Origin of the sequence: Haloplanus sp. GCM10025708, assembly GCF_042663985.1 — an archaeon.
Lineage (GTDB): Archaea > Halobacteriota > Halobacteria > Halobacteriales > Haloferacaceae > Salinirarus > Salinirarus marinus.
In genome coordinates this window covers 180,897-207,069 of sequence record NZ_JBHSZA010000003.1, presented here as the reverse complement: position 1 = coordinate 207,069, position 26,173 = coordinate 180,897, and the positions used below count along the sequence as shown (strand labels likewise).

Here is a 26,173-nt window from a genome sequence, read left to right as displayed (position 1 = left end):
AACGGTGGGAGCTGGTATAGTGTAGAAGGTCAGTTCCCACGATACAGTAATACATGCAGATTCGCAATCCCGTCCACATAGAGCTGAGTCCGAAGCCTGTTCGTCTGAGAAACCGCCGAATCAAAGTGTCATGATAGCCGACGTCGAACGAGATAGACGAGGAGAAACCCGGCTGCGACGGCAAGGACAGGAAGCTCGTACGGACGATCGTGGAACGTCAGAATCGCTGCTGCCACGACGAGCGCTCCGGCAAGCACCGCGTATCCAAGATCATGATCACCCAGCCTGTGTCCATCAACGGGTTCCGTACGGACGACCAGTTCGCCCCGTTCGAGCCGGTACAAGGTTCGATCGAATCGGGCCGGGATTCGTGCCAGAGCGGGAAGCGATCGGCGAATGTCCGTCCACGTCTCTTCGATAATTGCATCGAGTTCGCTTTCGATGAGTCCCTGCTCGACGAGGAAGGAACGCACGACCGCGAGGAAGTCGAACTCGGGATCAAGCTGTCGACAGACGCCTTCACCGACGGTCCCGACCCGAATGAGTAGCATCACGTCCGGCGGAATGCGAAACGGAAAATCTCGGAGCATCGTTGTTAACTCCGTGATGATCATCCGCCAGGTGATCTCCGATCGGCCTTCGAGATTCTCGATGACGAGTTCGAGAACCCGGCTGACCTCGGCACGATTGACGTGTGGCTCGAGGACGTCGAGTGCGATGAGCGCGTCGACCAGGTCGTCGACATCGCGACGGACGAGCGCCCGATAGAGCCCGATGATGTCCTCCTGAACGGTGGCTGGAAGGCGTTCGCTCATCCCAAAGTCGAAGAGTAGCAGACAGCCGTCGTCTGTGACAGCGAGGTTACCCGGATGGGGATCAGCGTGGAACACCCCGTCGACGAGGCCCATCTCCAGATACACCTCAATGATCCGTGTCGCCATCTCGTGTGGCGTCACGTCGACATCGTCGAACGCGTCGTCGTCGGTTATTTTCCGGCCGGTCAGGTACTCCATCGCCAGTACCCGCTCTGATGACAGGTGTTCATAGACGTCAGGGATGACGACTCGATCGTCGTCGACGAAGTTCTCTCTGATGTCAGCCATGATCGCCCCTTCTCGGTCGAAATCCAGCTCGTTCAAGATGATGTCCTCGAAGTCGTCGGCGGCGTTTTCGATCGAATATTGCTGACGTTCACTCGCGAAGAGGCTCACCAGCGGAACCAGTCCGCGGACGACCCGAAGATCACGCTCGATCACGGGTTTCAGGCCAGGACGTCGCACTTTCAGTGCGATTCGCTCATCCCGATAGTCGGCAGTGTACACGTACGCAAGGGATCCACCCGCGATCGGTTCGAGCGTCGACCGATCGAGTTCGTCGCCAAGTTCTTCGTCAACGACCTGCTTCGGATCTCCCCCGCATCTTCGGGAACTTCATCTTGGAGGGTTCCGAAAACGTCGGCATAGACCGGTGGGACGATATCGGGGCGTGTCGAGAGAACCTGCCCGACTTTGATGAATGCCGGGCCGAGTTCGAGCATCGTATCGCAGATCTGCTCGGCTCGTTGGCGATGTTTCTCGTCAGCGACTTGCCTTCGTGATCCGAACAGAATGAACCGCCGCCTATCACGGATAAACGCCAGCGCGAAGGGCAGAAATCGGGAGAGTACGACCAGATACCGTCGGAACAATCCATTCATTTTATGGGGGTAAGTAATGATCAGGTGTAGTCAACTGGCAACACAAACCTCGTTTTCGAACGAACGGCATATATAAGTGAAGGAGTAGTTGTGTCGCCTCGTATAACCATCCACCTCTTTGGACCAGCCAAGCACTTACGGCTGTTCTTGGACTGTGAAAATAACCAAGAGAGATTGAATAGCTGGAGAAACTATTGATACATCAATCCCGCTGGGACGGACCCAGGATTACTCATCCGGTTCGAATTTTCGGGATTGACCCTCGATCACCGTTGCGGCGTCAGCAGCATTTTCCCGGCCGTGGCAACGACGTCGTCAAGCGTGGCGATCCCGACAAGCGTTCCCTCATCGTCGACGACTGGAATCCGCCGAACCCGACCTTCGGCCATCGTCGCGGGGAGGTCGACTGCCGTGGCGTCTTCGTGGGTTGTCACCGGATCCGGCGTCATGACGTCTTCGGCAGTCAGTTCGGACAGGTCGTCATATCGAGCCACCGCAAGGGCGATGTCGCGGTCGGTGACGATGCCGACCAGCTTGTCATCCTCGGCGATCACGAGGTCGCCGAGTTCTTCGTCTAGCATCGTCTGGGCGAGTTGACTGACGCGTCCGTGTTGGCCGTGATGACGTCTACCGCGAGATTCTTGACTGGCATGATCCACATAGAAGTATGTTGGTCGTTTACAAATAGCCGACCTGCTTCTACCAGCAGATGAGAATCTTGAGGCTCTTCATCTGGCTTCGCAGAGGGAGTGTCCTCGATAAATGTGAGTTTAGCGCATGTCTTCGAGGCTGATGAACGAGCCTTCTTTCGCGGTGATCCAGGTGGTCAGGCGTTCGAAACAAGTTGCGTCCGGGGGAAAGATCGTACATTGGGCGGGGCTGTTCTGAGAGACGATGATTTCGGCAGCTAACATCGGGGTCGAATCTTCGGGCATCGCTTTGATTGGGAGTTGGTCGTTATCGTCGTCCGTCGCGCGTTCGTTCATCGTGTTGAACCTCCGTGGGGAAGCCTCTGTGAAGGACTACGACCGATAATCGAAAAACTACCCTCTATACTTCCCATCCTCCGAGAAATTCTTATGGTCGACACTCTGCCATGAGGGGGTCCGTGGTGCGTCACATGTCTTCTTGAGAGTTCATTACTTCATCGGCGGACAGATAGCACCAACACCTGACAGAAACGGCGTGGGAGAGATAGAGGGTATATCCAGCATGACATCCGCGTTCCCATCGGCTAACCGGTGGTGGATCTGCTTCGACTTGGGATTCGGCCTGGGAGTTGACGAGAGAGCATCTCGAACGGAGAAGTCTCCGCTCCTGTTCGAGGAATAGCACTCCAAATATGTGAGAACCGGGCATGGGCTATATTGCCATAGCAATCGTAACTCGCGCTAGGGCAGTCTCGTGGAGGAACTACCGAATGACTCAAACTTTGCGGACGTTGCTCCCGTGGAGGGATCAAAAGGAGGTCTACTGGGAATGCCGCAGGTGTGGCAACACCGTCGACGGAACCACGGATGAGTGTCCGGCGTGTGGATCCGCACAAATCGCCCGGTACGAGATGGCTTGACAGCGAATCGTTCGATTCGATGGACGCGGAACCGGGGATGTCAAACCATGACCCGCCCGACCCTCTCCAAGCCGACATCGTGCTGCGTACCACTACAGTAGTGGTACGCGTCCTTCATCTTGTACTGTTTTAAATATATGAGTGGATTTGCTAGTCCCGGGACGGGATGATGTACTCTCCCCCAGTTCACAGTTGGAGCTACACTCTGTACCGTCCCAAGCGTGGACTGTTGAGTGGATCTGTATCCTGCGCTTCTTCTGTGTGTTCCCGACAAGATACGCTAGCCAGAGTAGAGTTAGGAGGGTACTCAAGGGGCTTGTTTTTAGCCACGGATGAGAGAGACTCCATGAGAACCCCTCTGAAATCCCTGGAGCGTGAGGTACATCATGGAGTCTCCCTCTATCACACAACAGTTCTCAGGGATGTTTATTTCGTATGCTTTGGGCAGATGAGCATCTGTGCTACCTGTTCGGAACTCTGACAGCGCTGTAGTGCAGACCAGTGTATGAACTCAAGGACGATCAGCGACGAGGGGTACGTAGACGGTATCAGAGATTGGGAACTCGGATGGCCAATTAATTAGTAGTATGGCAACATCTACATATGTCGAATCAGAGTCCCGGGCAAGTAGATGCGAGGGCACTGGGTAAAGCGATGGGATTGCTTTGGACCGGTGCTGTCGTCGTCCTGGGGGTGACGGCGCGATGGGGATGGGGCGACGAGTGGCGGGATCTGCTAGCGGACGTGTATCTGGGCTACGACTCGACGATCAAGGGGCTGGTAGTTGGTTCCCTCTGGGCGTTCGCAGATGCCTTTGTCGGCGCATATACGCTTGCGTGGCTGTATAATCGAATCCGTGCGGCAGAGAATTAACCAAACCAGCAATCATGGATGTGAACTCGCTCAAATCCTTGGTGACGCGTACTCGCGACGGAAAACTCGGTCTGGTAGAAGTCGTTGCCATGGGCGTCGGCGGGATGGTTTCGGGCGGCATCTACGCCGTCCTCGGTGTCGCGATGCAGCAGGCCGGCAACGCCGTCCCGCTGTCGTATCTCATCGCTGGTGTTATCACGTTGCTCACCGCGTACTCGTATCTCAAACTGACGTTTTACTTCGGCGAACACGCCGGGGCGTTCACGTTCGTCGAACACCTCGTTGACCACCCGAGCATTGCAGCATATACTGGGTGGGTGTTAGTCGTCGGCTACATCGGCGTCATGGCGATGTACGCCTTCGCGTTCGGCGCGTACACCCTCACCGCCGCACGGGCCATCGTCGGGATCGAACTTCCACAGATCCTTCGTCCCGTTATCTCGGTCGTGATTGTCGCGCTCCTCGTGGGGTTGAACCTCTCGGGCGTCCGCGAAACCGGCCTGTTCGAGGATATTGCCGTCTACATCAAGATCGCGATTCTGCTCTCACTCGCCGGGCTCGGAATCGCTTTCTTTCAGGGCGACCCCACCGCGGTCGATTTTTTCAACCAGGGACATATCAGCCCGATCACCGGGTTTGCGATCATCTTCGTCTCTTATGAGGGGTTTCAGCTACTAATCTACGACTATGAAGAAATCGCAGACGTCGAACGAACCCTTCCGATCGGGATGTACCTCGCCATCGTGATCGCGATTTTGATTTACGTCTCGGTGTCGTTCATGGCGACCCTCCAACTGACGCCAGAACAGCTTATTGCACACGAGGAGACGGCGCTTGCAGCAGCCGTCTCGAACATTCCGATCCTGGGTGCTGCTGGGTTCGTGCTCGTGATCCTCTCTGCGATGAAAAGCACTTCGTCGGGGATCAACGCGACGCTCTTCGGTGCCTCACGACTCGCCCACAAGATTGCAACCGAAGGCGCTATCCCGCGACTTTTCTCGTTTCGGAACCGAGAGGGCATTCCTCTCTACTCGCTCCTACTCATGGGCGGTCTGACCGCCACCTTCGCCGCGCTCGGGACGCTCAAGCAGATCACCGAATTCGGGTCAGTCGCGTTTCTAATTGCGGATGCTGTGACCAATTTCGTGAACCTCCGACTCGCGGACGAAACGGGGTCGAACCGTTTGTTCCCTGCACTCGGTCTTATCGGAACGGCCGTGGCGATTCCGATCGTTCTCTATCACCTCTATCGTACCGATATTGAGATCCTGCTGTGGATCGTCGGTATCTTTCTCACGCTCTTTCTGCTCGAATTCCTCTACTTGGAGCGCAGTCCCTTCGACCCCGATATCGACGACAAGGCATAATATCCGACACTCGGCACCCCCGTATTGAGCGACTGCGATCTGCCGTTGCTTGGACGTATGAAAAGTGTATGATGTTCTCACGGATAGTCTACGTACCCCTCGACGTCGTATGGAGACATCCGTATGTATGACAATATCCTCGTCCCGACCGATGGTAGTCCAGAGACTGAAAACGCGACCGCCCGTGCCTTCGACCACGCTCAAACCGGTGATGCGACGATCCACGTCCTTCACGCCATCGGCCCCGACCTGACCTCAATCGATCTGGATTCAACAGAGACTGAGGAATTCCGACGACAGTCCGAAAAGCGTGGACGCGAGGCGACCGTCCAGATCCAAGAACGGGCAACGGATCTCGGGCTTGATGCCGTCCGGGCCGTCCACGAGGGAATCCCGTATCGGGGGATACTCGAGTACATCGACGAAAATGATATTGATCTGGTAGTGATGGGAACGCATGGCCGGACCGTCGGCGAACTAGCGCGACTCGGCAGTACCACGGAACGGGTGATTACGTTCGCGAACGTACCGGTCATGGCAGTTCGTCTAGCAGAGGACGGGGTCGTTCCCAAATCGGGATACGGGATGTACGACCACGTTGTGATCCCCATTGACGGGAGCGGTGCCGCCGAACGTGCGGCCGACCACGCGCTGGGCATCGCCGAACGGTACGGCGCCGATATCCACGTGATCTATGTCGTCGACACGATAACCTACGGGTTCGAGGACGCTCCCCGGAGTATCGTCGGCCTCCTCAAACAGGGCGGGCAGAACGCGGTCGAGGAGATCGCGACCGATGCTCGCGTGCTGAATCTTCCGGTGACAACTGACATTCTCCGTGGTGTTCCCTACGAGGAGATCCTCGAGTACGCGTCAGGTGTTGACGCCGACGTGATTGCGATGGGGACTCGCGGTCGAACTGCGGACACAGACCGCCTTCTCGGGAGTGCGACTGCCCGCGTCGTCAGGCAAGCCGACGTCCCAGTGCTAACGACCGCGTGATTTCTATGAGCGTAGAAACTCTTTGTCAGATCTGCGAATCGGCACCTGCCGATTACCAGTGTCGGCGGTGCGGAGCGCTTGTGTGTAGTGCCCACTACGACGAAGATACCGGCTTATGTACCGACTGCGCGTCAAGTATCGACGACACATCGGCTGACGAGTGAGTAGGAAGTCGATCATACACAGACAAATAGGCGTGAAATCCACTCCGGATCTCAATTGATCTTCTTATATAAGGACGCGATGGAGAATGTGGGAGACCAAGCGGTGAGATTCTGAAAATGGGTAGTGGAGAGGTTATTCTGGAAGGTAGAAATCGGATTTCGGTTGTCTATGCGGGGACGTGTTCCTGAGCTTGGCGATCTTGGCGGGGCTCCGGTGTCGAACAATGACGACGTCGTAGGCTTCATCCGAGGCAATGGATCCTCCAACACTACTGACGGCCGTAACGATGTGTCCGGCGTTCTCGCTTCCGATGAATACCATCGAGGCGTCTTCTCTTTCAGCCATCTTCCGGACGGCCTTCGATATGGACCCCGATGGCGCGTATCGATCCACGACTGTATGTCGGAAATCCGCACTCGGACACAGGTTCGTTACCTGTTCGTGTAGTGTAGTGACGACTGCCTTCAGATCGAATTCTTCATCCGGTCGGATCCAGCCGTGTTCCCGGGCGTACGTGCTATTGTCTTTCGGGATGACACTGACGGCCAACACGCCCTCTTCGAATACGGTGCCGAATTCCGTCGCACGAACGAGCGCTGCCTCGGCCAATTCCGAGCCGTCAAATGGGACAACGAGCGTCATATGATAACTAGTCTGTCAATAGACAAGTAATACGTCATCCATTCCTACAATCCGAGAAGGTGATGTGATAATAATTCGACTAGAACGCGTAGATCACTGTTGGAGATGAGGAACTTGCTTAGCGGCTCAATCTCTCCCCGAGCGAATTAGGACATCTCTGGCTCCTCGATAACGTCATCGAATCCCTGAGCTGTCGCTGTCGTATCGAGATAGTCCGCGATGTCTGTCTCTTCGCTGTGTTCGTCGTATCGTACCGGAATTTCGATCTGCTGCTGTTCGGTGAGCGTCGACTGGCCAGTGATGGTTTCGAACAGCGTCGCGAAATGCGTGCTCCGATCAGGCTGATCTGCCATGTTCCTTAATCTCCCATCAGCGAAACGGACGATCGGGTCTGCCCAGGGCTCTTGTGCTGTGACACCCGCACTTCCGTCTCTCCCCTGCGGCCGAGTGAAATGACGACGTCGTCGACCAATCGAATATACTCACTGGCGTGTTTCCCGGACTGACGAATGCGGGTCCGTTCTTCGAGCAGACCGGCCTCGGTGAGGAGATCGAGTTTGCGATACGTCGTCGACAGCGGAAGGTGGTGAGCTTCGGAGACCTCGTTCGCCGTTAATGCCTCTTCACGTGTCGCATCGAGAATAGCACGGCAGTCAGCATCGTCAAGCACATCGAGGAGCTGTTGAATAGTACTTTCAGCAACGATGGTTTGCACGTCATTCGCGGGCTCTTCGGATGTACGGACAGTCGCAGACGCCATCGATGACTGGCTCATATAAAATTATGACAGCAGCCACACGGAGTAACGCAGAGCCACACTACCCGGGCAGGTTTATAACAAGGAGACGAACACCTTCGGATTCTTCCGGCTTGGACCAGGGGAAACCCGGCGACACCTGAGCGAACGGAACGAGGACAGGGCACACACCCTCTAGAGGAGGTCTTCCAGGATTTTCGATTCCGCCGCCGTGAGATGTTCCCTGAACGTGGAGGGATTGATATCGAGTTCCGCCGCGATTTCCGTCGCGTTGGACTGCCGTGGACGATCGAAGTATCCCTTCTCGTAGGCGGTTTCCAATATTTCGAGCTGTCGGTGAGTGAGTTTGCTTCGGTCTATGAACACACTATCTTGGGTTTGCTCTCCGGCCGGAGACTGGACAAATCGTTTGATATCTACATCGGGAAACTGGTCACGCAGTTCGCCAATTACCTCTTGTAGCTGGTCGTAATCGGCCGCGTGAAACACGATCGTCAATGTGCCATCCCGAGCAACGTACCGGGCAACGGGGCACCCGAATTGACCGAGGTATTCGCACGGACAGTCGACACCGTCATCGTGGGTAAGCCGATAGCGATCTGAGGACCCATGTGAGAAAATCGGGCTCATATCTACCTCGAATTCACCATCTGACTCCATCGAAAACTCGGTCACACTCTCCGTACAATCGGATGGGCAGACGTTCGTCGACACCGAATCAATCCTCGTCTCTGCCGCCGCCGAGAGTTCAACGATTGGACAGATACTTGGAGTGGCGAACTCCAGCTCGGCTTGAATCCCTGGCGACATGAAGGAATTCAAGATACATTACGAGGGCACTTAGTATATCGGTGCTTCCGCGGAGCTTCGGAGTCTCGTCAACGACAGCAGCCCCGTTAGAACAGCTGTCATATCGCATCAAGCATTAAGTAGTCCGGGCTGTCGTAGTGCGTAGCTGTGTGTCCCTCACGACACTGATTTCTCGTTCAAGAACCGTACGACGGATATGACGGAACCCCGGTTCCAGTACGATGCAATCGGATCAATCCGCACTCCCTTCGAATCCCCGGAAGAGATGCCGATTCAACCAATCGGTGCTGATGATGCAGTGGGGACTGTCGAGGTTGATCCGTCGTATGCGGAGGGATTAGAGGATCTGGACGGGTTTACGCACTGTATTTTGTTGTATCACTTTCATGTGACAGATGACACCGTCTCGCTACAGGTTGAGCCGTTTCTTGATGACACCAATAGAGGGCTCTTTGCGACACGGGCACCACAGCGTCCGAATCCAATTGGCCTCTCGGTTGTCGAGATCAATTCCGTCACAGATCACGAAGTGACTGTTGAGGGAATCGACGTGGTCGACGGGACACCGCTTCTGGACATCAAGCCGTTTGTCCCACAGTTCGACGTTCCAGATGCTGCTGAGACTGGGTGGCTCGATGCATCGAAATCCACAATTCAATCAAAGCGGGCCGATGACCGATTTCTCTGACAATCCCGTCTCTATATCCCGGAAACTAGTCTACCAACTGATGAGTGATTCGACAACCATTCAATTCAATCGAGTACCGGATGGTCGATTCGAGCGTGGCCGAGACAGATTAGGAGTCGGTATCGTCACGCTCGATTTCGATACGGCGACCACTCAACTCGTCCGGTTCGAGTTGGTACAGTTGGATATCTAGGTCTCGGCGAGATTCACCCCAGATCTCGAAGAGCGGGCGTTTTGCCTCGCCGTATTGCTCGATGTGGTCGACGGTCAAGGCATCCCGTGGAACTTCATTGAGTGTCCCGCTTGTGACGACGCTCCGGTAGATTGGATCGTCTTCCTCATACACCACAAGACGTGTATGTGGTGAGGATGCGAGGAACCGTCGTTTTTCGCTTTCGGGTGTCGAAACTAACCGGAGATAGAATCGTCGTTCTTCGGCGTCGTATCCATACGAGATTGGAATGGAGTACGGTTCGTCTTCCCGCGCCAGGGATAACACCCCCGTTTCGTGGCGACCGAGAATAGAATCAGTCTCCTCTCGTGAAAGTTGAGTTTCCCGATTGAGTGTCATCGTTCTTCGTATGGCTATCGACAGGAGGCGGCCTTTAATACCTGTCTCTGGTTTTGGACTCTCACGTTAGAGAGGAGGCGATAGTCAAGGTCAGACCCGATACCTCATTGAGATTCTTTGAGAAGATCGTACCGAAATGAGGTCAAGGCGAGTCGCCAGCGGGATTTTTCGTGAACGCCTTTAATGTCACAGAGGTGCCACAGATGACACATCCTCTATCGACAAGTGACTCTTTCATCGAGTCATTTACTTTCAGAGATTCGTCGCACTCTGGACAGAGGAACACGTATTCCTCGTCCTCTTCGCTACTCATCGTATTCGATGATATGTGGCCTCCTGATAAATGATGCTCTCCATTTCCGAACCTGTGAGAACCTGGTCTCTTCCGAGGTGTCAGTAGCCAGCGCGAGCTCTGGCTCCCGAGTCACTTGGCGAGCGATATCCTCAGGTGGCCGGAGTTGATTCGGTAGGGGTCTCCCCTTTATCCTCGTTCGTTTGTTCGTACCTGAGGGGATTCCGTTAACAGTTCTCGCAATTGCTCCGTCGGAGAACCACGGGAAAGCACTCACTTAACGGGAGGCTGATTACTCCTCACTACGGAGGGGTTCGATCCGCTGTTCGAGATCGTTGATCGCGTCTCGACGCTCTCACGTGCCTGATCTCTCAGTTCCTCGGCCTCGTCCACTGCCTCGTCAAAGGCGTCACGTACTCGCTGGACAGCGGTATCGACGTCGCCGGATTCGCTCATGATCCAGTCAGTTCTACTCGCGTTGACCGGTTAGACTCTACAGTTCCTAAACGGTGAGAATGATCGTTGTTTTTCATCTATCCTTGACGTCACCTCTGTAGTGGACTGATGACAACGCTACAGCTAACGAGTCCGGCGTTCGCAAACGATGATCCGATTCCAGACAAGTATGGATACACAACCGAAAACGTGAATCCGCCACTAGAAATCGACGGTGTACCCGAGGAGACCCAGTCATTAGTGCTGGTGTTGGATGACCCGGATGCTGTCGAGCCGGCTGGCAAAATCTGGGATCACTGGGTAGTCTGGAATATCGACCCGACCACGTCGACGATCACCGAAGACTGGAATGCCTCTGGAGCGGTACAAGGACGGAACGATTACGGCGAACGGGGGTACGGCGGCCCGAATCCGCCGGACCGCGAACACACGTATCGATTTCGGCTCTTCGCACTCAACCAGCGGCTCAATCTCGATGCGGATACGACGAAGGATCAACTCGAATCAGCGATGGATGGAAAGGTCATCGCCGAGACACAACTCGAAGGAACGTACGCCCCGTGACCACTGGTAGTAGCGAATAGACATCTTCTCCCGTGGTTCCGATGTCCTCCGTATATTGGAGGGCGGGCACGCCAGCGAGAACCTCTACCTGCAGGCCGAGTCGCTTGGGCTCGCGGCCGTTTCGATCGGCGCCTTCCGCGACGAGCGTGTGCGAGGCATCATGGGGGTACCGGCAAATCAGCGACCGCTGTACATCTTTCCGGTGGGTGGGCGCAAATGATCGAGAGATCGTCTTCAGTCACTGGGGGCTCGCAACGACGACCGTCGCCCACGCCGTATTGACCCTGGTGACTGGCATCGCGTCGCTCGCGGAGCGGTACGGCTATCTCCCGTGGGAACGCTGGCGGGGAATCCTCCGGGTTGCTCACACGGCCTTTGGAGTGCTACTGGTCGTATACCTCCTTGCAACGTATCTCATCGTTCCTATCTGATTGTCCGGAACCGTTCGGTGGTGTTCCATCGGCCACCGGTCGACGGACGATGATCGATTCGTCAGTGCTGTTTCCATTACTTGATCTCGACGTCGAAGGTCAACGTCTGGACCGACTGCTCCGGATCAAAGTCCACCGTCACGGTCTCGTCGTCCACAGCGACGACTTCACCCAGCAGACCAGTCTTTGCGTGAATTTCCTGCTCGAATTCGGCGGGCTATGAGTCAGTCCAGAGTGTTGTCCGATGAGGGGGTCGGCTAGTCCAAGGGTCAGGACGGTGATTCGAGGTACGCCATCGCCTCTTCGTCGGAGACCTGGTCGAAGCGCTCGTAGAACTGGCCGACCCCCATGAAGCTACTCGGCGTCTTGAGACAGATCACCTCGTCAGCCAACTCCTGTAACTCGTGAACGGTGTCGGGCGGTCCGACCGGGACCGCCAGTACTACGCGATGGGCGTCAGTCTTCCGAAGCATCTGAAGGCACGCCCTGACGGTCGAGCCTGTGGCAACGCCGTCGTCGACGACGGCGACGGTCTTCCCGGTCAGGTCGGGCTCAGATCGCCCGCCTCGGTATCGGTCGGCCTTCTGACGCGCGTTCTCGGCTTCCTTCTCGCGCTCCCGCTCGAAGTACTCTTCGTTTGAGCGCGTCCCACGAAATGCTTCTTCGTTGCGCCAGACGCTCCCGTCACTGGCGACGGCACCGATGGCCAGCTCAGGGTTGCCTGGCGCACCGATCTTCGACGCGACGACGATGTCGAGCGGGGCGTCAAGAACGTCGGCGACGGCTCGTCCGAGTGGGAGACCACCCCGAGGGATAGCAAGCACGATATCCACGTCGATTTCCCGCTCGCGGAGCGCTTCCCCGAGTTGTGTTCCCGCCTCAGTACGGTCTTTGAATCGGAGAGAGTCTGGCATGAGTCCTCGATGGAAAGAGATGCCACAGCGGCCTGTAGCATGTGACCGTTCTCACGAACTCGGAATGACCGTGTGAATGATGCCCACGGCGAGTGTCTAGGTCAGTATGTCCCAGACGACCGAGAATCTCGTCCATATCCCGGTCGACGACGTCGAACTTGAGGGAATCCTTAAAATTCCGGAAGGAGCAGGGGGCCTGGTGGTCTTCGCCCACGGGAACGGGTCAAGTCGGAAGAGCCCGCGCAACAACTTCGTTGCGGAGGTCATTCGCGACCGAGGGCTCGGAACGCTCCTGTTCGACCTGCTGACCGAGGAAGAAGACCAAATCCGTGAGAATCGCTTCGATATCCCGTTGCTGACGGACCGTCTCGTTGCCGTCACAGAATGGCTGTGGACGCGTGACGCCCCTCGTGACCTGAACGTGGGCTACTTCGGCTCCAGTACGGGTGCGGCATCTGCGCTCCGAGCAGCGGCTCGTCTGGAAGACGATATCGACGCGATAGTCTCGCGTGGGGGACGCGTCGACATGGCGTCCAAGGTCCTCGACGAGATCACGATGCCGACGCTGTTTATCGTCGGCGGCGGCGACACGCAGGTACTCGAACTCAATCGCGAGGCCTCCGACCAACTTTCCTGCGAGAAGGAACTGCACGTCGTCGAGGGAGCCGGACACCTCTTCGAGGGGAGAAGGTGAACTCGAAGAAGTCGCGGACGTAGCGGCCGACTGGTTTGCCGGGGCGCTACGGTGAGCGTACCTGTATGATATCAGTTACACTTACTGAATCAGAAAGCTCCGCGAATTCCAAGTGGCTGGGAAACTCCCTAATGGCATTATCTTTGCGCAATAATATGTGACCACGTATGGACAAGAACGTGGGCGGAATTGACCGGACTGGCCGTATCGTCATCGGTGTCGTGGTAGCGATAGCGGGTATTGCCGCTCTTACCGGCTATTGGGCCGCTGGAGCTGTAATCGGGGGAATCGCTCTCGTCATCGGAGCTATCCTTCTCGTAACCGGAACCACCCAGAAATGTCCGATCAACGAGGCCGTTGGTATCGACACCACTAAGAGAGAGAACTGACGCAACACTCAGTCAATTCGCAAGATGACGAACACAATGCTTCCCAGCGACCACACGCTGTTTACGTCACCAATCAACATGGAAGAATTTGACACCGAACAGGTACGCTCCGAAGGCTGAGGGGACACTCGAAAGAATGGATCATCAGCGCGCCATCACCACGCTCCCAACGTTCACTGCCTTGGACAGTTCCACGGTCCTCGCTGGCCACAGGCGAGGAACGAGCATCCAACTTGACGAAACATACTTTTCAGGGCAATTGCGAGCCACGGAAGCGTTCGACGACACTTCTGAGGCATCCGCAAACACGAGTCGCAAACAACGACTGCACGATCTCCGGGAATCACGAGATATTTACAGAGGTATCGAGGTCAATGTGGATTCATTCACCGAGGAAGGTCTCTGGAATGCGTCTACACAGTTTCGCCGAGAGTTACAGAGCATCCCGGAAATCAATCATCTCAAGCGCCAGTTCCCGGGACAGTGTTTCGTCGTTCCGGAATGGCTTCGAACTGAAGACCGCCTCCACTACGGGGCACGTGTCTATTTCTTCCAGGATGACGACTCCACGACTCCGAAGGACGTGATGCGGGAAAATATCGATGCGATTCTGCGTGACTCGTTCCCAAAATTCGAGCGATATCAAGGACGGTTGCATGGCTATCCGGACTGCTGTATCGACTTCTACCACGAGCGCTCGTCGAACGCTCCTTCGCCCGAATGGCGTTCGATCGAACCATTTGCTGACCGAATTAACGACGAGGCTCTCGGAAATGGTATCTCTGTATCAATCGACGATGTGCTGCCGCAGTTCTCAGGTTGGGATGATGGTTATGCGTTCTTCGCCCGGGAATTCTTTCCCGAGCCAGGATGCGAGACTGCGCTGACGAAAGGAGAAGCGATCTTCGACAGCCTATCCTCTGAGTATCCCCTCCCTCTCGTCGAAGACTACTTCCGACTCAACTTCGGCTATAACTTCCTGGTTGCTCGGGCAGTCCATACTGGTGGCACTCGCCGACCAGATCCCGGAGAACTCGGAGAGGAGCATCTCATGTTCTATCTACCGCTACGAGAATTATTGACCATCTCTCGATATTCATGATCCAGATATCAGAACATGCTTTGAGTGAGCGAAGACAGACAAATCGACAGCTGATGAGATGCTCCGTTGTTCCTCCGCTGATTCCCGACAGACGAGAAATTTGGAGGGGGTATATGTTCGGCCATGCTATTGTGATCCGAAGATGACCCGTTCACCTCTCACCGGGATGGATAGACGAACTGTTCTCAAAGCACTTGGTGCCCTTTCGACCGTCGGGATAACCGGACTGGCCGGATGTGCTGGCGATGGCAACGGAGACGGAGATGGAGACGATGCAGACACGATTCCGGGTAGTGACTATCCGGCCGTCGACGAGTGGATGACCGAGACGGATATCGGAGCTGCGGCCAATAATTACGATGGAGAGATCGTGGATCTCCGTGACGAGAGTGATGTGACGATTGATGTCGGAGCCGGGGACGACGGGTACGCGTACGGACCATCCGCGGTAGCTGTCTCGGCTGGAACCGAGGTCCTGTGGGACTGGACTGGTGAGGGCGGCCAACACAACGTCGAGGCGGAACCGGACGGCCAGATCGGCGAATCCGACTACGAGTTCAGTTCTGGCGATCCAGTCGAAGGGGCCGATAACGAGTACTCGTACACGTTCGACGAGTCCGGAATCGCCCTGTACCACTGTGAGCCACACCTGTCACTGGGCATGAAAGGATCCATCGTCGTGGACTGATACGGGTCGTTGTGACCATTTTCGGTATGGCCTGACAAACCCCCGTACCAACGGCTACAGAACAAAATCTCAACACCACGGTAATACTGAATCACGACGAGCCGTCTGAATCACCCAAACGATCGCCACGACGGACCGATCGACGGGCACGTGATTCAATCAGAGCGAGTCTACTCGTGACCGCGCGTAACCAGACAAATCACGCCGACAGCGCCTCGCCTAGTCGCGCCTCAAGGTCCCGTAGATCTTCACGCAGTTCCTCGCCCTCCTCACCACCTACCTCCTCAATTCGCTCGGCAAGGCCTTGCAATCGGGAATACTTCTCCTCCTCTTCGACCTCGGTCTTCTGGACGTAGGCCTGTTCCTCGACGTCGTATACCTCCTCTTCCTCGAGATCAGTCGCGGCCAAGACGATGTCGAGCTTGTCGGAATCAACCCCGAGCACCCACTCACGGGGAATACCATTCTCGCTCAAGACGTCGAAGATCGTCTCGTCGTCCTTTGGCCGCCGGCGCTCGCGTGTCGTCCGGCGTATAGTACCGAACCTGCCGTGTAGCTCCTGATCCGGACCGAGACGGCTCAGCAGCGACTCTCGAGCGGTCTGTCGGAGACGGTCCGCCTCGTGTTGCACGTCCGAAAGGAGGACGTACAGGTCGGTCAGCGTGCCTGTCTCGAGTGTCTCGGGATCGACGGGATCCATTGTATCGAGCAAATCTGCCAGCAGGATCGCATCGTCGTGGAGGCGCTCTGGACGAGTACGAGCGTCCGCCGGCGAGATCAGATATGGACTCCCCCGCCCATCTCCGGATCGGGGACGTAGGCGATTTCGTCGTCCTCGACGCCAAAGTCAGCCAACAGTGTCAAGATCGTCGCGTATGGTTCGACCCCGGGCGGGAGTTCAGCCACAGCGAGTCGATGCTCCGCCAGACGATCGGTGAGGACTTCGAACTGCTCCCGCCAGAGCGGACGCTTCTCGCCACTATCGTCGAAGCGGATCTGGAGCCGGTCGGTCGAAATTTCCCTGACTCGAAACGGTCGGTCCGAGAGCAGCGTCACCAGTTCGGTTCCCGGTTCCAGGGCTGTACACCGCTCTTGGATGGCGTTCCAAAGCTCTTCGTGACCGACACTCATACTGTGTGATTTATAATTGTGGGATAAAGAGCTGTTATTCCCTTTTCAAGCGGTGGGAAAGGACACGTCGATTGATGTCGGTCCCCAACCTATATCGACCGTATGAAATTCGACGAGTTCACCGGCGAAGTCCAGCACCGACTCGAGCTACCCGGTACCGGCGAGACGGTACGAGCAATCCGGGCAACACTATTGACGCTGGGCCAGCGTCTTCCCGAAGGCAACGCCGAGGATCTTGCCGCCTCGCTTCCGATGGAGATCAAGTGGTATTTGACCGGGGCCGTCCACGAACACGGCCAGCGCTTCGACTGGCAGGAGTTCGTCTCGCGTGTTAGCGAGATCGAAGAGACTGACCCGGCCGACGCAGCCTACCACGCTCGCGTCATCGTTGACCTGATCCATACGCTGGTTCCGGAGTCGGACTTCCAGCAACTGCGTGACTCCCTTCCCGAAAGCGAGGATGACGAGAACTGGCGCAACCTCTTCGAAATCGTCGATAACGGCGGATGGAGCGAAACCGAGGAGGCATAGACGGGAACGGTGCACAGCCCGAAGTGACGAGTCAAAACGAACGTGAAGATGAAGTTGGTCCATCCGAAGCGGTAGATAGACGCGTTTCTCTGGAGCCCTTGCGAATGGCTCTGATATATTATCTTTTGAGTGATATGAATAGCAACGCCCCTTACGCGCTCGCCCTCAACGAATGTTGTGAGTGGTGGGATGACAGAGTGGACTAACGTGCCTGCCTGGAAAGCAGGTGGCCGAGAGGCCTCGTGGGTTCGAATCCCACTCCCACCGTATCTGTTGTAGTACGAGTAGTGTTGGCGAATACGCTGTGATTTCCGATAGTACCCGTCGTTAGTATGTGTTCTAGAAGACTAGAAGGCGCTTATTCAGCAAATAACGTAGCAATACTTTGAAGGCGGATCGGCCGGAGGCAGCCTATCACGTGCAAGTTATCATGGAGTTCGTGAGTACGCTTGTTCCGCAGTCCGACCTACAACGTCGCCAGTTCCGGTGATGTGGGTCCGTGAGCCGGAATCGAGTGGGTGACAAACCATTTGGACGTGATTCCCGTAGTCGCGCATAGTAGAGATGTACGAAGACATACTGCTCCCGTTCGATGGAAGCGATGGGGCTGCGGAGGCACTGCATCACGCCGCCGAAATTGCACACTGGGCCGACGCTACCATCCACGTCCTCTTCGTCGCGGATACGACACGCGATAGCGTCACCGTCGTCGAAACCCAGGTCGTCGACGCACTCGTCCAGGAGGGCAAGGACATCGTCGAGGAAGCAGAGAAGACACTGCAGACGCTCGGAGCGAACTACGATTCCGACGTCGTCCAGGGGAATCCAGCGCCGACGATCGTCGAGTATGCCGAGCGTTACGATTACGACCTGATCGTGATGCCAACCCACGGCCGGAAGGGGTGTCACGATATCTTCTCGGAAGTGTCACCGAAAAGGTCGTCCGTCTGGCGTCCGTCCCCGTTCTTACGGTGCGGATGCAGCCCGACGAGCAACTGGCGTTCCCCTACGAGAACATCCTCATCCCGACCGACGGGAGTGCCGGTGCGGGCAACGCTGCCGAGCATGGTCTCTCACTTGCGGCGGCTCTCGATGCGACCGTTCACGCGCTATCCGTCGTGGATGATACGTCGCTCGGTCTGGATGTTCGCTCCACTGTATCGGGACGGGACGGAGAACAGGTGGCGACTGATGCCGTTGACGACCTCCTCTCCGAGGCAGAGACCCACGGTGTCACGAACATCGTCCGGCACATCGAACACGGGACGCCGATCGAGGGCATACTCGACACGATCGAGTCGAGTGACATCCACGCCGTGGTGATGGGGACGACGGGGCGACGCGGGACTGATCGAATTCTACTCGGGAGCGTCGCCGAAAAGACCGTTCGCTCTGCGCCCGTACCCGTTATCACGGTTGGGCACGGGGAGTAACGGTTCCGTCGGGTGTCGCGTGGCTATTACATCTCCTTGCTTATTTACTGCGAGACTCGGTAATAGGGCATAATGACTCCGCTCAAGCGTCGTCTCCGTCTTGTTGCTGGTCTCGCGCTCATTTCCAGCCAACAGGAGTTCATCGACCAAGCCGTGAGGGCGAACTCGAAGATCAACCTGATGACCGGACTATTGCCTTACCTACACTCTTTTTAAGAAATCGATATGATGTCTTGACGAAGGACGATCACTACTATCTCGAAAATGACTCGCACTCCCAGAAGATCCATGGACGGGATTTCCTGAGCGATGGTCGATCCTCTAACATCGCCCCTCAGTGAAGTCGTCTTACATCTCCTCCTCGCGGGTGGCCTCGGCGCGCTCATCGGTCTGGAACGCGAACAGAGCGAATCCGGGGGAACCTTCGCCGGGAGTCGGACGTTTCCGCTGATCGCACTCTATGGGGCGCTCGTTCAGGCGTTCTTCCCAGCTGTGCTTCCCCTCGCATTCGGGACGCTCGTCGTGCCACTCACCGTCGCGTACGTCGGAAAAATCTGGTACGAAGGCGATATCGGCCTGACGACGCTCGTGGCCGCCCTCGTTACCGTTGTCCTCGGTGCGATGACGATGCATTCCGACCGCGGCGCGATCATCGCGATCATCGTTGGAGGTGCCGTCACAGTCCTGCTCTCCGTGAAAGGACCCGTCCACGAATTCGCCGATCGGATCGAGGAGAATGAACGGCGGGCGTCCGTGAAGTTCATTCTCGTCGTCCTCGTCGTCTTGCCGACACTTCCCGACCGGTCGCTTGACGCCCTCTACGGCCTCAATCCGAGATTCATTTGGTTGATGGTCGTCTTCGTCACTGGCCTTGGATTCGTGGCATACGTCCTCGGACAAACGTTCGGTCCCGAACGCGGAATCGCCCTCACGGGGATCGTCGGAGGGTTCGTCTCGTCCACGGCAACGACCGTCTCGATGGCCGAGAAGACGACTCAGAACGCGACGCTCTATCACGTCTGTGCCTTCGCGGTCGTCATCGCCTCTATCGTGATGTTCCCCCGAGCACTCATCGAGATTGCAGTCGTCAACCCTGACTTGCTCCCGAGCGTCGCGTTCCCGTTAGGAGCGATGACTGTTGTCGGGGTGGCTGCTGCCGGGGTGTTGTACTGGCGAACCGCATCCGACGAGACAGTGGAACCGGAGGAACTCAAGAATCCGTTACGCCTGCAGCCTGCCCTCCTCTTCGGGGCAATATTCGCGGCCGTGTTGCTTGTCTCCGAGTATGCCAACGAGTGGTTCGGTGCGTCGGGGGTGTACGCGACCGCGTTCCTCTCCGGGCTCGCCGATGTCGATGCGATGACGATCACGTTGAGTCAACTCGCAGCCGAGGGGACAGTCTCGACGCAGGTCGCCACGACGGGAATCGTCATCGCGGCCATCGCAAACACCTTTGTGAAAGCCGCGTTAGCGTGGGTTCTCGGCACCACCAAGTTAGGGAAACTCGTATCTATCGTGCTTGGCGTCGTCGTCCTGAGTGGTCTCATTTTTCTTGGACTGTGAATCCTTGCTGCTGGCGAAGCCCGCCGCCTGTAATTTAGTATAGTTTATATCAATTATCTAATATTGAAGTCTGGAAAACCCTCGAATAGACGTTGGACGTGAGCACGTTCAGACCTAGCCCTTCCGGCCCGACGATGACGCCTGCAAGGAACAAAACACGACACTCGGGATCCGGAGCCGATCTGCAAGGACTTGCGCAGCGACGCCTAATCCCATGATCGTCACGACGATCTGGACGATGTCGATTGCGGCACTCATGTCGTGGAGCCACAGGGGGTGGGGAATAGCTGGTAACGAGAATACTGCGATCGCTCTATGAACTACAGAAACACCAGTCTACAAAGTGCCTTTCAAATCAAACGGTGGCGTCATCACTGAAAGAGTACGATCCTCACTCGCCTGCCGACGGAAGCCCGGAGAGTGATACGATCCTCCCACGAGCGGAAACGATCGGTCACCCTCGAGCATCCAGCCGAACCGCTTCTCCCAGAACTCCTCGCTCGGAGGTTTCTTGCTCTCACCGTACGTCTTGCGGTCACGAATCTGTCGCTCGAGCACGTCGCGTGCCTCGTTGAGTGCGTGACTCGCCCCATAACCTTCTCCGGAGGCGATGTACAGTCCTCGGTCAGTGTGTAGTCGGATGCGGGCGAGTAAGAGAGGCGTCCCCGGAGTTTCTCGTCGTGCTCGTGGAGGTGGATCTTCGCGTCCAGGATCCTCATCCCGTGGTCTCGGTCGTCGAACTTCTCGACCATTGCCACGACGTCCTCGTATTGCACGTCGCTCAGCAGGTCAGTGCCGTAGATCTGGACGGCCCGATTGCCGCCGGCCTCCCACGTCAGCGAATCGAGGACATCCGTTTTCGTGACGACCCCGTACGGCCGGCCGTTTTCAATGACGACGAGCGACGATCCGTCGATGGCGAACATCTCTTCGACAGCCGTTTCGAGTGTCGCCTCCGGATGAATGGTGTGTACCGGAGAGACCATGACGTCTCGGACCGGGAGATCGAGAATACGGGCGAGTTCCCCCTCCCGGGCACCGAAGCCACCGTGAGCCCGTCCGGTGCTGGTGGAGACGTCCCCGCCGAACGAATCCGTTCCGCCCGCATCGCCCCCTGGCTCTGCGTCGCGGAGCGAACCGTGAGAGCGGTCACGTCGTAGAGGCTCAGGATGCCGATCGCCGTCCCGTCCTCGACGACCGGGAGGTGGGTAATCCGGTTTTCCCGGAAGACGTGGAGCGCTTCACCGAAGGTCGACGCCGGATCGAGCGTGACGAGATCAGCAGTGTAGGCCTCAGCGACGGTCGCCGCGTCGAGGAACGGCTGGACCTTCTCGAGAATCGCGTCGACGGTGACGACGCCCACGAGCTCGCCCCCGTCGAAGACCGGAAGGAGCCGTGTATCGCTGTCGATCATGAGCTGGGCGACCTTGCGGACGTCCTCGTCGGGGACGAGTCGGGGAACGTGCCAGACCAGCGATCCGATCTTCTCGTTGGGCTGATGATGTGAGGTGGCGAGCTGTCTCCTGTGACGACTCCCTCGAACACGTCGCCGCGTACTACGACCCCTTTGACGGTGGGATCGTCGAATGTCCCGACGAGCTTCGAGACGGGTGTATCCGGGGGAATTCTACGTAATCTTCCGAGACGATGTCGGTAATGTCCATGGCTGGGAGTGTATGTCCGCTCTGGTTGGTCGTCGGTCAGTTCGTCCGCGAGTGCGCTGCCGATAGGTGATATTTCGGTATGAGTTCACAAGTGCTCGCTGGTCGTTCCCGATATCTGGAAAGCGACGTGCAGGGCTCGTCCCGCGACGAGCCACCCCAGAGATCATCCCTATCCCGTTCGACCCCCTCGATCGATATATTCGCCAGTGTATCGGCGTCATCCGGTTCCCTCCACGACGTGCGATCTTGCAGCGTCATGGGGACTCCTGTCCAGTTTCGTTCGAACGGTCGAGTCGCTAGCTGACTTCTTGCTTGAGTTGGTCGTCGTTGACGTTCACTTCGAAGACACACTCGGTACCGTTTTCCAATCTCGTCGTCTCTCGAATATTCGCACTCACGAGTTCGTTATCGAAGTAATACGGGATGAATCGAGTCATGACCTGCTCGTAGACCGCCGTCTCGATCGTGCGGATGGCCTTTCTGGTGGTCGTGTCGACCGCACGAAATCCATGTTCGAGGGCGTCTTCCCACTTCTCGAGGATGTCCTCGGGTCTATCTCCTCTGGCTTTCTCGATCGATTCGAGGGCCTGCTCGCTCGCCCGTTCGAGATCCTCCTGCTGCCTGTTCGGCCTGTCCGCCAGCACCGTCTTCGATGCGAGCCTGTTCGACGGTCTTCTCACTCACTTCCTCGCCGAGTTCTTCGTGAGCTTTCGGTCGCCAGTTGTCCCACTCAGCGAGTGCGTCCTCATCGACGTCGCTCTCTCGCAACGCTCGGGCGATCCGCTCACCGTGTGCGACGACGTCGTCCCACGAACCGCGAACACGAAAGCCGGAGACGCGTTCTTCCATAACAACGGTCACCTCGAACGGTGACTCACTCCGAATAGCCTTCTTGGAGGAATTCCCCTTCCGTCTCGTAGATGGAAACTAACTCCGTGATGAACTCCTCGTACGATTCGCCCTCCTCGAGATGGTCGTCCAGTCGGTCTTTGAGTTCGTCGCTGATTTCGAGCGTGTAGGTCATGATCGGGGGTGTTGCTGTTTCAACGCCTTCCCGAAAGTGGGCGACGTGGAAATACCCTCACAGCTATTCCCGCTCGATAGTAATTGTCGACCAGTACATCCAACTCCCATCATGATTATCAGGATATATCGATGGCTGCAGTGACTGTTGGGACGTTTCTCGTCTTTCTGATCATTCTCGTCGCTCTCGTTTTGTTCGTCACCGAACCCATCCCGATCGACGTCACAGCGATCGGGATCATGGTCACGCTGATGATACTCGGTCCGTGGACGGGCGTTTCGCCGCGCGAGGGGTCTCCGGCTTCTCGAACCCCGCAACGATCACGATTCTCGCGATGATGATCCTGAGCGAAGGCGTCCGTCGGACGGGTGCGATTCAGCGTCTCAAAAAGACAGTCGCCTCCTACACGGGCGAGAGCGAACACAAGCAACTCGGTGCAACGATCGGGCTCGTCGGTCCGCTCTCGGGAATCATCAACAACACCGCTGCCGTCGCCGTCTTGCTGCCGATGGTGAGCGACCTCGCTCACGAGAACGGGACGTCGCCGTCGAAACTGCTACTCCCGCTTTCCTACGCGTCGATGGCTGGAGGGATGCTCACGCTCATCGGCACGTCGACGAATCTTCTGGCCAGCGACGTGGCGAGTCGACTCGCCACCGACTATCCCTCCGTGCACGCATTCTCGATGTTCGAGTTCACCCACCTCGGTCTCGTGGTGTTTCTCGTCACCGGGGTGTACCTCCTTACGGTCGGGTACTGGCTTGCTCCGTCTCACGTGACGCCCCGCAGTAAGCTCGAAACGACCCAAAAGGAGGAGTTTCTCACCGAGGTGATCGTGGGCGACGAATCACCGTTCGTCGGCTCGACGATACGGGAAGCGCTCGAAGCGGTCGAATTCGAAGCGAACGTCACCCAGCTTATTCGTGATGGTGACTATCATCGAGAGCCGAGACTGTCAATGACGATACGGGAGGGAGATACCTTCACGATCCGGCTCACGGAAGACGCGTTACGGACGCTACATGAGGTAGAGGGGATCGAGTTCGTTCCGGAAGTCACGCCGCCAGGTGGTCTCGACGCGCTCGGCCCCGGGCAAACGCTCGTCGAAATCGTCGTTACCGCCGGGTCCGATCTCGTCGGCGAAACGGTCGAGTCGTCACGGGTTCAAGACCAGTATCAGACGGCTGTTCTGGCCATCCGCCGTGGCGGTGAGACCGCCTACGAACGCCTCACGGAGTATCGAATCCGTCCGGGCGACCTGCTCCTCATCGAGTCCGAACCGGACACCGTCGACCGTCTTGCTGACGATCCGAACGTGATCGTGGCTGGCGAACTCGCCGTCCAGCAGTTCCGGTCGTCGAAACTCCCGATCGCAGTCGGCATCGTGCTTTCGGTCGTCGGAGTAGCGGCACTCGGCATCCTGCCGGTCATGGTCGCAGCACTTGGCGGCGTCCTCATGATGATCGTGACTGGGATCGTCAAGCCAGCGGAGGCCTACGAAGCCGTCCAGTGGGACGTGATCTTCCTCCTGGCCGGCGTCATCCCGCTCGGCAGGGCGCTGTCGGAGACGGGCGGTGCCGACCTGCTCGGTACGCTCGTCGTCTCGACGGCTGACTTCCTGCCCACAATCGCCGTTCTCGGACTGTTCTATCTGCTAACCGCTACGGTGACCAACCTCATCAGCAACCAGGCCAGCGTCGTGTTGCTCATCCCCGTCGCCGTCGACGCCGCCGCCCGGTTGAACGCGAACGCATTCGCGTTCGTTCTCGCAGTCACGTTCGCGGCCAGTACCGCGTTTATGTCGCCGGTCGGGTATCAGACCAACCTCTTCGTCTATGGTCCCGGTGGATACGAGTTCAGCGACTACGCTCGCGTCGGCGGACCGCTTCAGGTGATCCTGGCCGTCGTAACGACCCTCGGGATCGCCGCATTCTGGGGGCTCTAACAAATAGTGTACGCTCTTCCGTAGGAGATTGTTGATACAGCTCGTTCGCTCACCTGATTGACTGAGTTCGGCGCGTAGAGCGGTTCCGCCTCGATTGGCCAGCTTGCAACATTCACCACGAAATCGCAAGACTGCGCTCTATCGACAATGTACTACACAAGAGCAAAAAGGCTTTGGCGCCATCTTCGTCGATCACCACGGCCGCTCAGAACACACAGAACGGATACTCGGCAGCGTCGCGAAGGAGATCGTCGAACGGGCACCCATCCCGGTGACTATCGTGCGCAGTAGAAACTCTGGAAAGCACCACTAGAGGAAGAAGACCAGTGGGAGAAAGCCGACGAATCCCACGATCGCACCTGTGGCGAGGTACGTCTTTGCGTTTTCGAGTTGTTCACCGGCTTCGAGACCCTCGGGGATGATGTCTTGGACGACGAGGTACAACATTGCCCCTGCCGCGAAGCCGTATCCGAACTCTAAAAATTGTTGAGCAAGTTGTAAGAAGTAATACGCGATCACTGCGCCGATGGGTTGGGGTAACGACGAGAGGGCTGCCGCCCCGAACATTTGCGCGTTACTGACGCTCCCTTCGTCAGCGAGTGGTACGCCGATCGCCACCCCCTCGGGAATGTTATGGATGCCGATCGTGACCGTCATCACGACCGCGAGCAACGGGATCGAGAATCCGATCACACTGATCGTCGTTGACGATTCGAGTTCCGCGAACGAGACGCCGACGGCAATCCCTTCGGGGAACGAGTGGACAGTGAGGACGAGCAACACGGAAAGAATGGTCTTGAGGTCGCTCTTCGCGATATCAGTCGCGCCGGCGTCGAAATCAAGCCAGTCGATTACGGTGTGCGTGAGGACGACGAGAAGCACTCCACTGACGAGCCCCGTGATTCCGATCCACGTGTCCCCGGAGTGACTGTACATCTTGTACCCCAGCCCGAAGATAGACGCCGATGTCATCAACCCAGCAGCAAGCCCCCAGAGTCCGACATTCCATTCGTCGCTCACGTCGCGAGCCCAGAAGAGTGGAATCGTTCCGACACCAGTAGTAAGTGCGCTCACGAGACCAGCGGTAAAGATCAGCCCATAAATCTGCCAGCTCATACGGGGATGCTACCAGCTTCGGGAGAGGTGTTTATGAATCCTCGACAATCGAGAGAACTGACTCCAGCAACGGGGATCCGACGATCCCAACTCAG

The 26,173-nt window shown here is 57.0% G+C and carries 25 protein-coding genes, 1 tRNA gene and 8 pseudogenes; 18 read left to right on the top strand and 16 right to left on the bottom strand.

The genetic code is table 11. The features are described 5' to 3' along the window. Positions 1-128: 128 nt before the first annotated feature. From ACFQJD_RS01570 to ACFQJD_RS01560, 3 genes and pseudogenes are all read right to left on the bottom strand, one after another. Positions 129-1,696: pseudogene (locus ACFQJD_RS01570) on the bottom strand (ABC1 kinase family protein). A gap of 266 nt (positions 1,697-1,962) precedes the next feature. Further along, a complete protein-coding gene (locus tag ACFQJD_RS01565) occupies positions 1,963-2,277 on the bottom strand; it encodes a CBS domain-containing protein (protein ID WP_379795683.1) in 315 nt (104 codons plus the stop codon). Between the two features lie 189 nt (positions 2,278-2,466). Then, positions 2,467-2,682 carry a DUF7511 domain-containing protein gene (locus ACFQJD_RS01560; protein WP_379795681.1) on the bottom strand — a complete coding sequence of 72 codons (216 nt, stop codon included), beginning with the start codon at positions 2,680-2,682 and terminating at the stop codon, positions 2,467-2,469. A gap of 1,187 nt (positions 2,683-3,869) precedes the next feature. On the opposite strand from ACFQJD_RS01560, the gene ACFQJD_RS01555 reads away from it, so the two are divergent. The 3 genes from ACFQJD_RS01555 (at position 3,870) to ACFQJD_RS01545 (ending at position 6,508) form a co-directional block, all read left to right on the top strand. Then, positions 3,870-4,139, top strand: a complete 270-nt coding sequence (locus tag ACFQJD_RS01555) for a bacteriophage holin (RefSeq protein WP_379795679.1) — start codon at positions 3,870-3,872, stop codon at positions 4,137-4,139. Positions 4,140-4,180: 41 nt separating this feature from the next. Next, positions 4,181-5,506 carry an APC family permease gene (locus tag ACFQJD_RS01550; RefSeq protein ID WP_379795677.1) on the top strand — a complete coding sequence of 442 codons (1,326 nt, stop codon included), beginning with the start codon at positions 4,181-4,183 and terminating at the stop codon, positions 5,504-5,506. 123 nt (positions 5,507-5,629) lie between these two features. Continuing rightward, positions 5,630-6,508 (top strand): universal stress protein, encoded by an 879-nt coding sequence (locus ACFQJD_RS01545; RefSeq protein ID WP_379795675.1) that lies wholly within the window; start codon positions 5,630-5,632, stop codon positions 6,506-6,508. 297 nt (positions 6,509-6,805) lie between these two features. On the opposite strand, the gene ACFQJD_RS01540 is transcribed toward ACFQJD_RS01545, so the two are convergent. From ACFQJD_RS01540 to ACFQJD_RS01525, 4 genes are all read right to left on the bottom strand, one after another. After that, on the bottom strand, positions 6,806-7,315 hold the full coding sequence (locus tag ACFQJD_RS01540) for a universal stress protein (protein ID WP_379795673.1): 510 nt from the start codon (positions 7,313-7,315) through the stop codon (positions 6,806-6,808). Between the two features lie 146 nt (positions 7,316-7,461). Then, positions 7,462-7,668 carry a hypothetical protein gene (locus tag ACFQJD_RS01535; protein WP_379795671.1) on the bottom strand — a complete coding sequence of 69 codons (207 nt, stop codon included), beginning with the start codon at positions 7,666-7,668 and terminating at the stop codon, positions 7,462-7,464. A gap of 5 nt (positions 7,669-7,673) precedes the next feature. Then, the gene (locus ACFQJD_RS01530) at positions 7,674-8,030 is read right to left on the bottom strand and encodes a helix-turn-helix domain-containing protein (protein ID WP_379795669.1); all 357 of its coding nucleotides are present in this window, start codon (positions 8,028-8,030) and stop codon (positions 7,674-7,676) included. 216 nt (positions 8,031-8,246) lie between these two features. Then, complete coding sequence (locus ACFQJD_RS01525; protein WP_379795882.1) at positions 8,247-8,882, bottom strand: helix-turn-helix domain-containing protein; 636 nt, start codon at positions 8,880-8,882, stop codon at positions 8,247-8,249. 196 nt (positions 8,883-9,078) lie between these two features. Between ACFQJD_RS01525 and tsaA the strand changes: the two genes are divergently transcribed. Then, on the top strand, positions 9,079-9,570 hold the full coding sequence (gene tsaA, locus ACFQJD_RS01520) for a tRNA (N6-threonylcarbamoyladenosine(37)-N6)-methyltransferase TrmO (RefSeq protein WP_379795667.1): 492 nt from the start codon (positions 9,079-9,081) through the stop codon (positions 9,568-9,570). Between the two features lie 109 nt (positions 9,571-9,679). On the opposite strand, the gene ACFQJD_RS01515 is transcribed toward tsaA, so the two are convergent. From ACFQJD_RS01515 to ACFQJD_RS01505, 3 genes are all read right to left on the bottom strand, one after another. Continuing rightward, on the bottom strand, positions 9,680-10,141 hold the full coding sequence (locus ACFQJD_RS01515; RefSeq protein ID WP_379795665.1) for a pyridoxamine 5'-phosphate oxidase family protein: 462 nt from the start codon (positions 10,139-10,141) through the stop codon (positions 9,680-9,682). 142 nt (positions 10,142-10,283) lie between these two features. Beyond that, positions 10,284-10,454 carry a DUF7560 family zinc ribbon protein gene (locus tag ACFQJD_RS01510; protein WP_379795663.1) on the bottom strand — a complete coding sequence of 57 codons (171 nt, stop codon included), beginning with the start codon at positions 10,452-10,454 and terminating at the stop codon, positions 10,284-10,286. Positions 10,455-10,706: 252 nt separating this feature from the next. Continuing rightward, on the bottom strand, positions 10,707-10,889 hold the full coding sequence (locus ACFQJD_RS01505) for a hypothetical protein (protein WP_379795661.1): 183 nt from the start codon (positions 10,887-10,889) through the stop codon (positions 10,707-10,709). Positions 10,890-10,997: 108 nt separating this feature from the next. Between ACFQJD_RS01505 and ACFQJD_RS01500 the strand changes: the two genes are divergently transcribed. Genes ACFQJD_RS01500 through ACFQJD_RS01485 form a run of 4 tightly spaced genes read left to right on the top strand, consistent with a single transcriptional unit; the run spans position 10,998 to position 12,107 of the window. Beyond that, positions 10,998-11,453, top strand: a complete 456-nt coding sequence (locus ACFQJD_RS01500; protein ID WP_379795659.1) for a YbhB/YbcL family Raf kinase inhibitor-like protein — start codon at positions 10,998-11,000, stop codon at positions 11,451-11,453. A gap of 55 nt (positions 11,454-11,508) precedes the next feature. After that, positions 11,509-11,673, top strand: coding sequence for a nitroreductase family protein (locus ACFQJD_RS01495; RefSeq protein WP_379795657.1), 165 nt, complete (start codon positions 11,509-11,511; stop codon positions 11,671-11,673). Beyond that, positions 11,660-11,884 (top strand): hypothetical protein, encoded by a 225-nt coding sequence (locus ACFQJD_RS01490; RefSeq protein WP_379795655.1) that lies wholly within the window; start codon positions 11,660-11,662, stop codon positions 11,882-11,884. The genes ACFQJD_RS01495 and ACFQJD_RS01490 overlap by 14 nt, the downstream gene beginning before the upstream one ends. Before the next feature lie 49 nt (positions 11,885-11,933). Beyond that, the gene (locus ACFQJD_RS01485; protein ID WP_379795653.1) at positions 11,934-12,107 is read left to right on the top strand and encodes a hypothetical protein; all 174 of its coding nucleotides are present in this window, start codon (positions 11,934-11,936) and stop codon (positions 12,105-12,107) included. A gap of 46 nt (positions 12,108-12,153) precedes the next feature. Here the strand turns inward: ACFQJD_RS01485 and ACFQJD_RS01480 are convergent, their stop codons facing one another. Next, positions 12,154-12,798: a phosphoribosyltransferase gene (locus ACFQJD_RS01480; RefSeq protein ID WP_379795651.1), complete on the bottom strand. Its 645-nt coding sequence runs from the start codon at positions 12,796-12,798 to the stop codon at positions 12,154-12,156. A 106-nt stretch (positions 12,799-12,904) separates the two neighbouring features. On the opposite strand from ACFQJD_RS01480, the pseudogene ACFQJD_RS01475 reads away from it, so the two are divergent. The 4 genes and pseudogenes from ACFQJD_RS01475 (at position 12,905) to ACFQJD_RS01460 (ending at position 15,671) form a co-directional block, all read left to right on the top strand. Further along, positions 12,905-13,547: pseudogene (locus ACFQJD_RS01475) on the top strand (dienelactone hydrolase family protein). A 112-nt stretch (positions 13,548-13,659) separates the two neighbouring features. Then, on the top strand, positions 13,660-13,881 hold the full coding sequence (locus ACFQJD_RS01470) for a YgaP family membrane protein (RefSeq protein ID WP_379795649.1): 222 nt from the start codon (positions 13,660-13,662) through the stop codon (positions 13,879-13,881). Between the two features lie 136 nt (positions 13,882-14,017). Beyond that, a complete protein-coding gene (locus tag ACFQJD_RS01465; protein ID WP_379795647.1) occupies positions 14,018-14,983 on the top strand; it encodes a hypothetical protein in 966 nt (321 codons plus the stop codon). Between the two features lie 142 nt (positions 14,984-15,125). After that, a complete protein-coding gene (locus ACFQJD_RS01460) occupies positions 15,126-15,671 on the top strand; it encodes a halocyanin domain-containing protein (protein ID WP_379795645.1) in 546 nt (181 codons plus the stop codon). 199 nt (positions 15,672-15,870) lie between these two features. Here ACFQJD_RS01460 and ACFQJD_RS01455 read toward each other — a convergent pair. After that, positions 15,871-16,802 (bottom strand): annotated as a pseudogene (locus tag ACFQJD_RS01455) (hypothetical protein). A 102-nt stretch (positions 16,803-16,904) separates the two neighbouring features. Here ACFQJD_RS01455 and ACFQJD_RS01450 point away from each other — a divergent pair. The 4 genes and pseudogenes from ACFQJD_RS01450 to ACFQJD_RS01435 all read left to right on the top strand — a co-directional run bounded on the left by ACFQJD_RS01450 (position 16,905) and on the right by ACFQJD_RS01435 (position 20,329). After that, complete coding sequence (locus ACFQJD_RS01450; RefSeq protein WP_379795643.1) at positions 16,905-17,333, top strand: DUF2267 domain-containing protein; 429 nt, start codon at positions 16,905-16,907, stop codon at positions 17,331-17,333. 183 nt (positions 17,334-17,516) lie between these two features. After that, positions 17,517-17,600, top strand: a tRNA-Ser gene (locus ACFQJD_RS01445). Between the two features lie 297 nt (positions 17,601-17,897). Next, positions 17,898-18,766 (top strand): annotated as a pseudogene (locus tag ACFQJD_RS01440) (universal stress protein). A 309-nt stretch (positions 18,767-19,075) separates the two neighbouring features. Further along, positions 19,076-20,329 carry an MgtC/SapB family protein gene (locus ACFQJD_RS01435; protein WP_379795641.1) on the top strand — a complete coding sequence of 418 codons (1,254 nt, stop codon included), beginning with the start codon at positions 19,076-19,078 and terminating at the stop codon, positions 20,327-20,329. Positions 20,330-20,788: 459 nt separating this feature from the next. Here ACFQJD_RS01435 and ACFQJD_RS01430 read toward each other — a convergent pair. The 3 genes and pseudogenes from ACFQJD_RS01430 to ACFQJD_RS01420 form a co-directional block, all read right to left on the bottom strand. Continuing rightward, a pseudogene (locus ACFQJD_RS01430) lies at positions 20,789-21,993 on the bottom strand (CBS domain-containing protein); the annotation flags it as partial. A 296-nt stretch (positions 21,994-22,289) separates the two neighbouring features. Further along, positions 22,290-22,842: pseudogene (locus ACFQJD_RS01425) on the bottom strand (DUF5828 family protein). 25 nt (positions 22,843-22,867) lie between these two features. After that, positions 22,868-23,017, bottom strand: a complete 150-nt coding sequence (locus tag ACFQJD_RS01420; RefSeq protein ID WP_310908279.1) for a DUF7557 family protein — start codon at positions 23,015-23,017, stop codon at positions 22,868-22,870. Positions 23,018-23,148: 131 nt separating this feature from the next. Here ACFQJD_RS01420 and ACFQJD_RS01415 point away from each other — a divergent pair. Both ACFQJD_RS01415 and ACFQJD_RS01410 read left to right on the top strand, forming a co-directional pair. Continuing rightward, positions 23,149-24,962, top strand: a pseudogene (locus ACFQJD_RS01415) (SLC13 family permease). A gap of 160 nt (positions 24,963-25,122) precedes the next feature. Beyond that, positions 25,123-25,275: pseudogene (locus tag ACFQJD_RS01410) on the top strand (universal stress protein); the annotation flags it as partial. Here the strand turns inward: ACFQJD_RS01410 and ACFQJD_RS01405 are convergent. Further along, entirely contained in the window at positions 25,272-26,078 is an 807-nt protein-coding gene (locus ACFQJD_RS01405; RefSeq protein WP_379795639.1) for a ZIP family metal transporter, read from the bottom strand. The pseudogene ACFQJD_RS01410 and the gene ACFQJD_RS01405 sit on opposite strands and share 4 nt — an antisense overlap. Positions 26,079-26,173 lie beyond the last annotated feature (95 nt).

Bases quoted from the DNA above. Each gene is read 5' to 3' on its own strand.
- ACFQJD_RS01565 (WP_379795683.1), bottom strand. From the start codon at position 2,277: ATGCTAGACGAAGAACTCGGCGACCTCGTGATCGCCGAGGATGACAAG.
- ACFQJD_RS01560 (WP_379795681.1), bottom strand. From the start codon at position 2,682: ATGAACGAACGCGCGACGGACGACGATAACGACCAACTCCCAATCAAA.
- ACFQJD_RS01555 (WP_379795679.1), top strand. From the start codon at position 3,870: ATGTCGAATCAGAGTCCCGGGCAAGTAGATGCGAGGGCACTGGGTAAA.
- ACFQJD_RS01545 (WP_379795675.1), top strand. From the start codon at position 5,630: ATGTATGACAATATCCTCGTCCCGACCGATGGTAGTCCAGAGACTGAA.
- ACFQJD_RS01540 (WP_379795673.1), bottom strand. From the start codon at position 7,315: ATGACGCTCGTTGTCCCATTTGACGGCTCGGAATTGGCCGAGGCAGCG.
- ACFQJD_RS01535 (WP_379795671.1), bottom strand. From the start codon at position 7,668: ATGGCAGATCAGCCTGATCGGAGCACGCATTTCGCGACGCTGTTCGAA.
- ACFQJD_RS01525 (WP_379795882.1), bottom strand. From the start codon at position 8,882: ATGTCGCCAGGGATTCAAGCCGAGCTGGAGTTCGCCACTCCAAGTATC.
- tsaA (WP_379795667.1), top strand. From the start codon at position 9,079: ATGACGGAACCCCGGTTCCAGTACGATGCAATCGGATCAATCCGCACT.
- ACFQJD_RS01515 (WP_379795665.1), bottom strand. From the start codon at position 10,141: ATGACACTCAATCGGGAAACTCAACTTTCACGAGAGGAGACTGATTCT.
- ACFQJD_RS01510 (WP_379795663.1), bottom strand. From the start codon at position 10,454: ATGAGTAGCGAAGAGGACGAGGAATACGTGTTCCTCTGTCCAGAGTGC.
- ACFQJD_RS01505 (WP_379795661.1), bottom strand. From the start codon at position 10,889: ATGAGCGAATCCGGCGACGTCGATACCGCTGTCCAGCGAGTACGTGAC.
- ACFQJD_RS01500 (WP_379795659.1), top strand. From the start codon at position 10,998: ATGACAACGCTACAGCTAACGAGTCCGGCGTTCGCAAACGATGATCCG.
- ACFQJD_RS01485 (WP_379795653.1), top strand. From the start codon at position 11,934: ATGATCGATTCGTCAGTGCTGTTTCCATTACTTGATCTCGACGTCGAA.
- ACFQJD_RS01480 (WP_379795651.1), bottom strand. From the start codon at position 12,798: ATGCCAGACTCTCTCCGATTCAAAGACCGTACTGAGGCGGGAACACAA.
- ACFQJD_RS01470 (WP_379795649.1), top strand. From the start codon at position 13,660: ATGGACAAGAACGTGGGCGGAATTGACCGGACTGGCCGTATCGTCATC.
- ACFQJD_RS01465 (WP_379795647.1), top strand. From the start codon at position 14,018: ATGGATCATCAGCGCGCCATCACCACGCTCCCAACGTTCACTGCCTTG.
- ACFQJD_RS01460 (WP_379795645.1), top strand. From the start codon at position 15,126: ATGACCCGTTCACCTCTCACCGGGATGGATAGACGAACTGTTCTCAAA.
- ACFQJD_RS01450 (WP_379795643.1), top strand. From the start codon at position 16,905: ATGAAATTCGACGAGTTCACCGGCGAAGTCCAGCACCGACTCGAGCTA.
- ACFQJD_RS01435 (WP_379795641.1), top strand. From the start codon at position 19,076: ATGGTCGATCCTCTAACATCGCCCCTCAGTGAAGTCGTCTTACATCTC.
- ACFQJD_RS01420 (WP_310908279.1), bottom strand. From the start codon at position 23,017: ATGACCTACACGCTCGAAATCAGCGACGAACTCAAAGACCGACTGGAC.
- ACFQJD_RS01405 (WP_379795639.1), bottom strand. From the start codon at position 26,078: ATGAGCTGGCAGATTTATGGGCTGATCTTTACCGCTGGTCTCGTGAGC.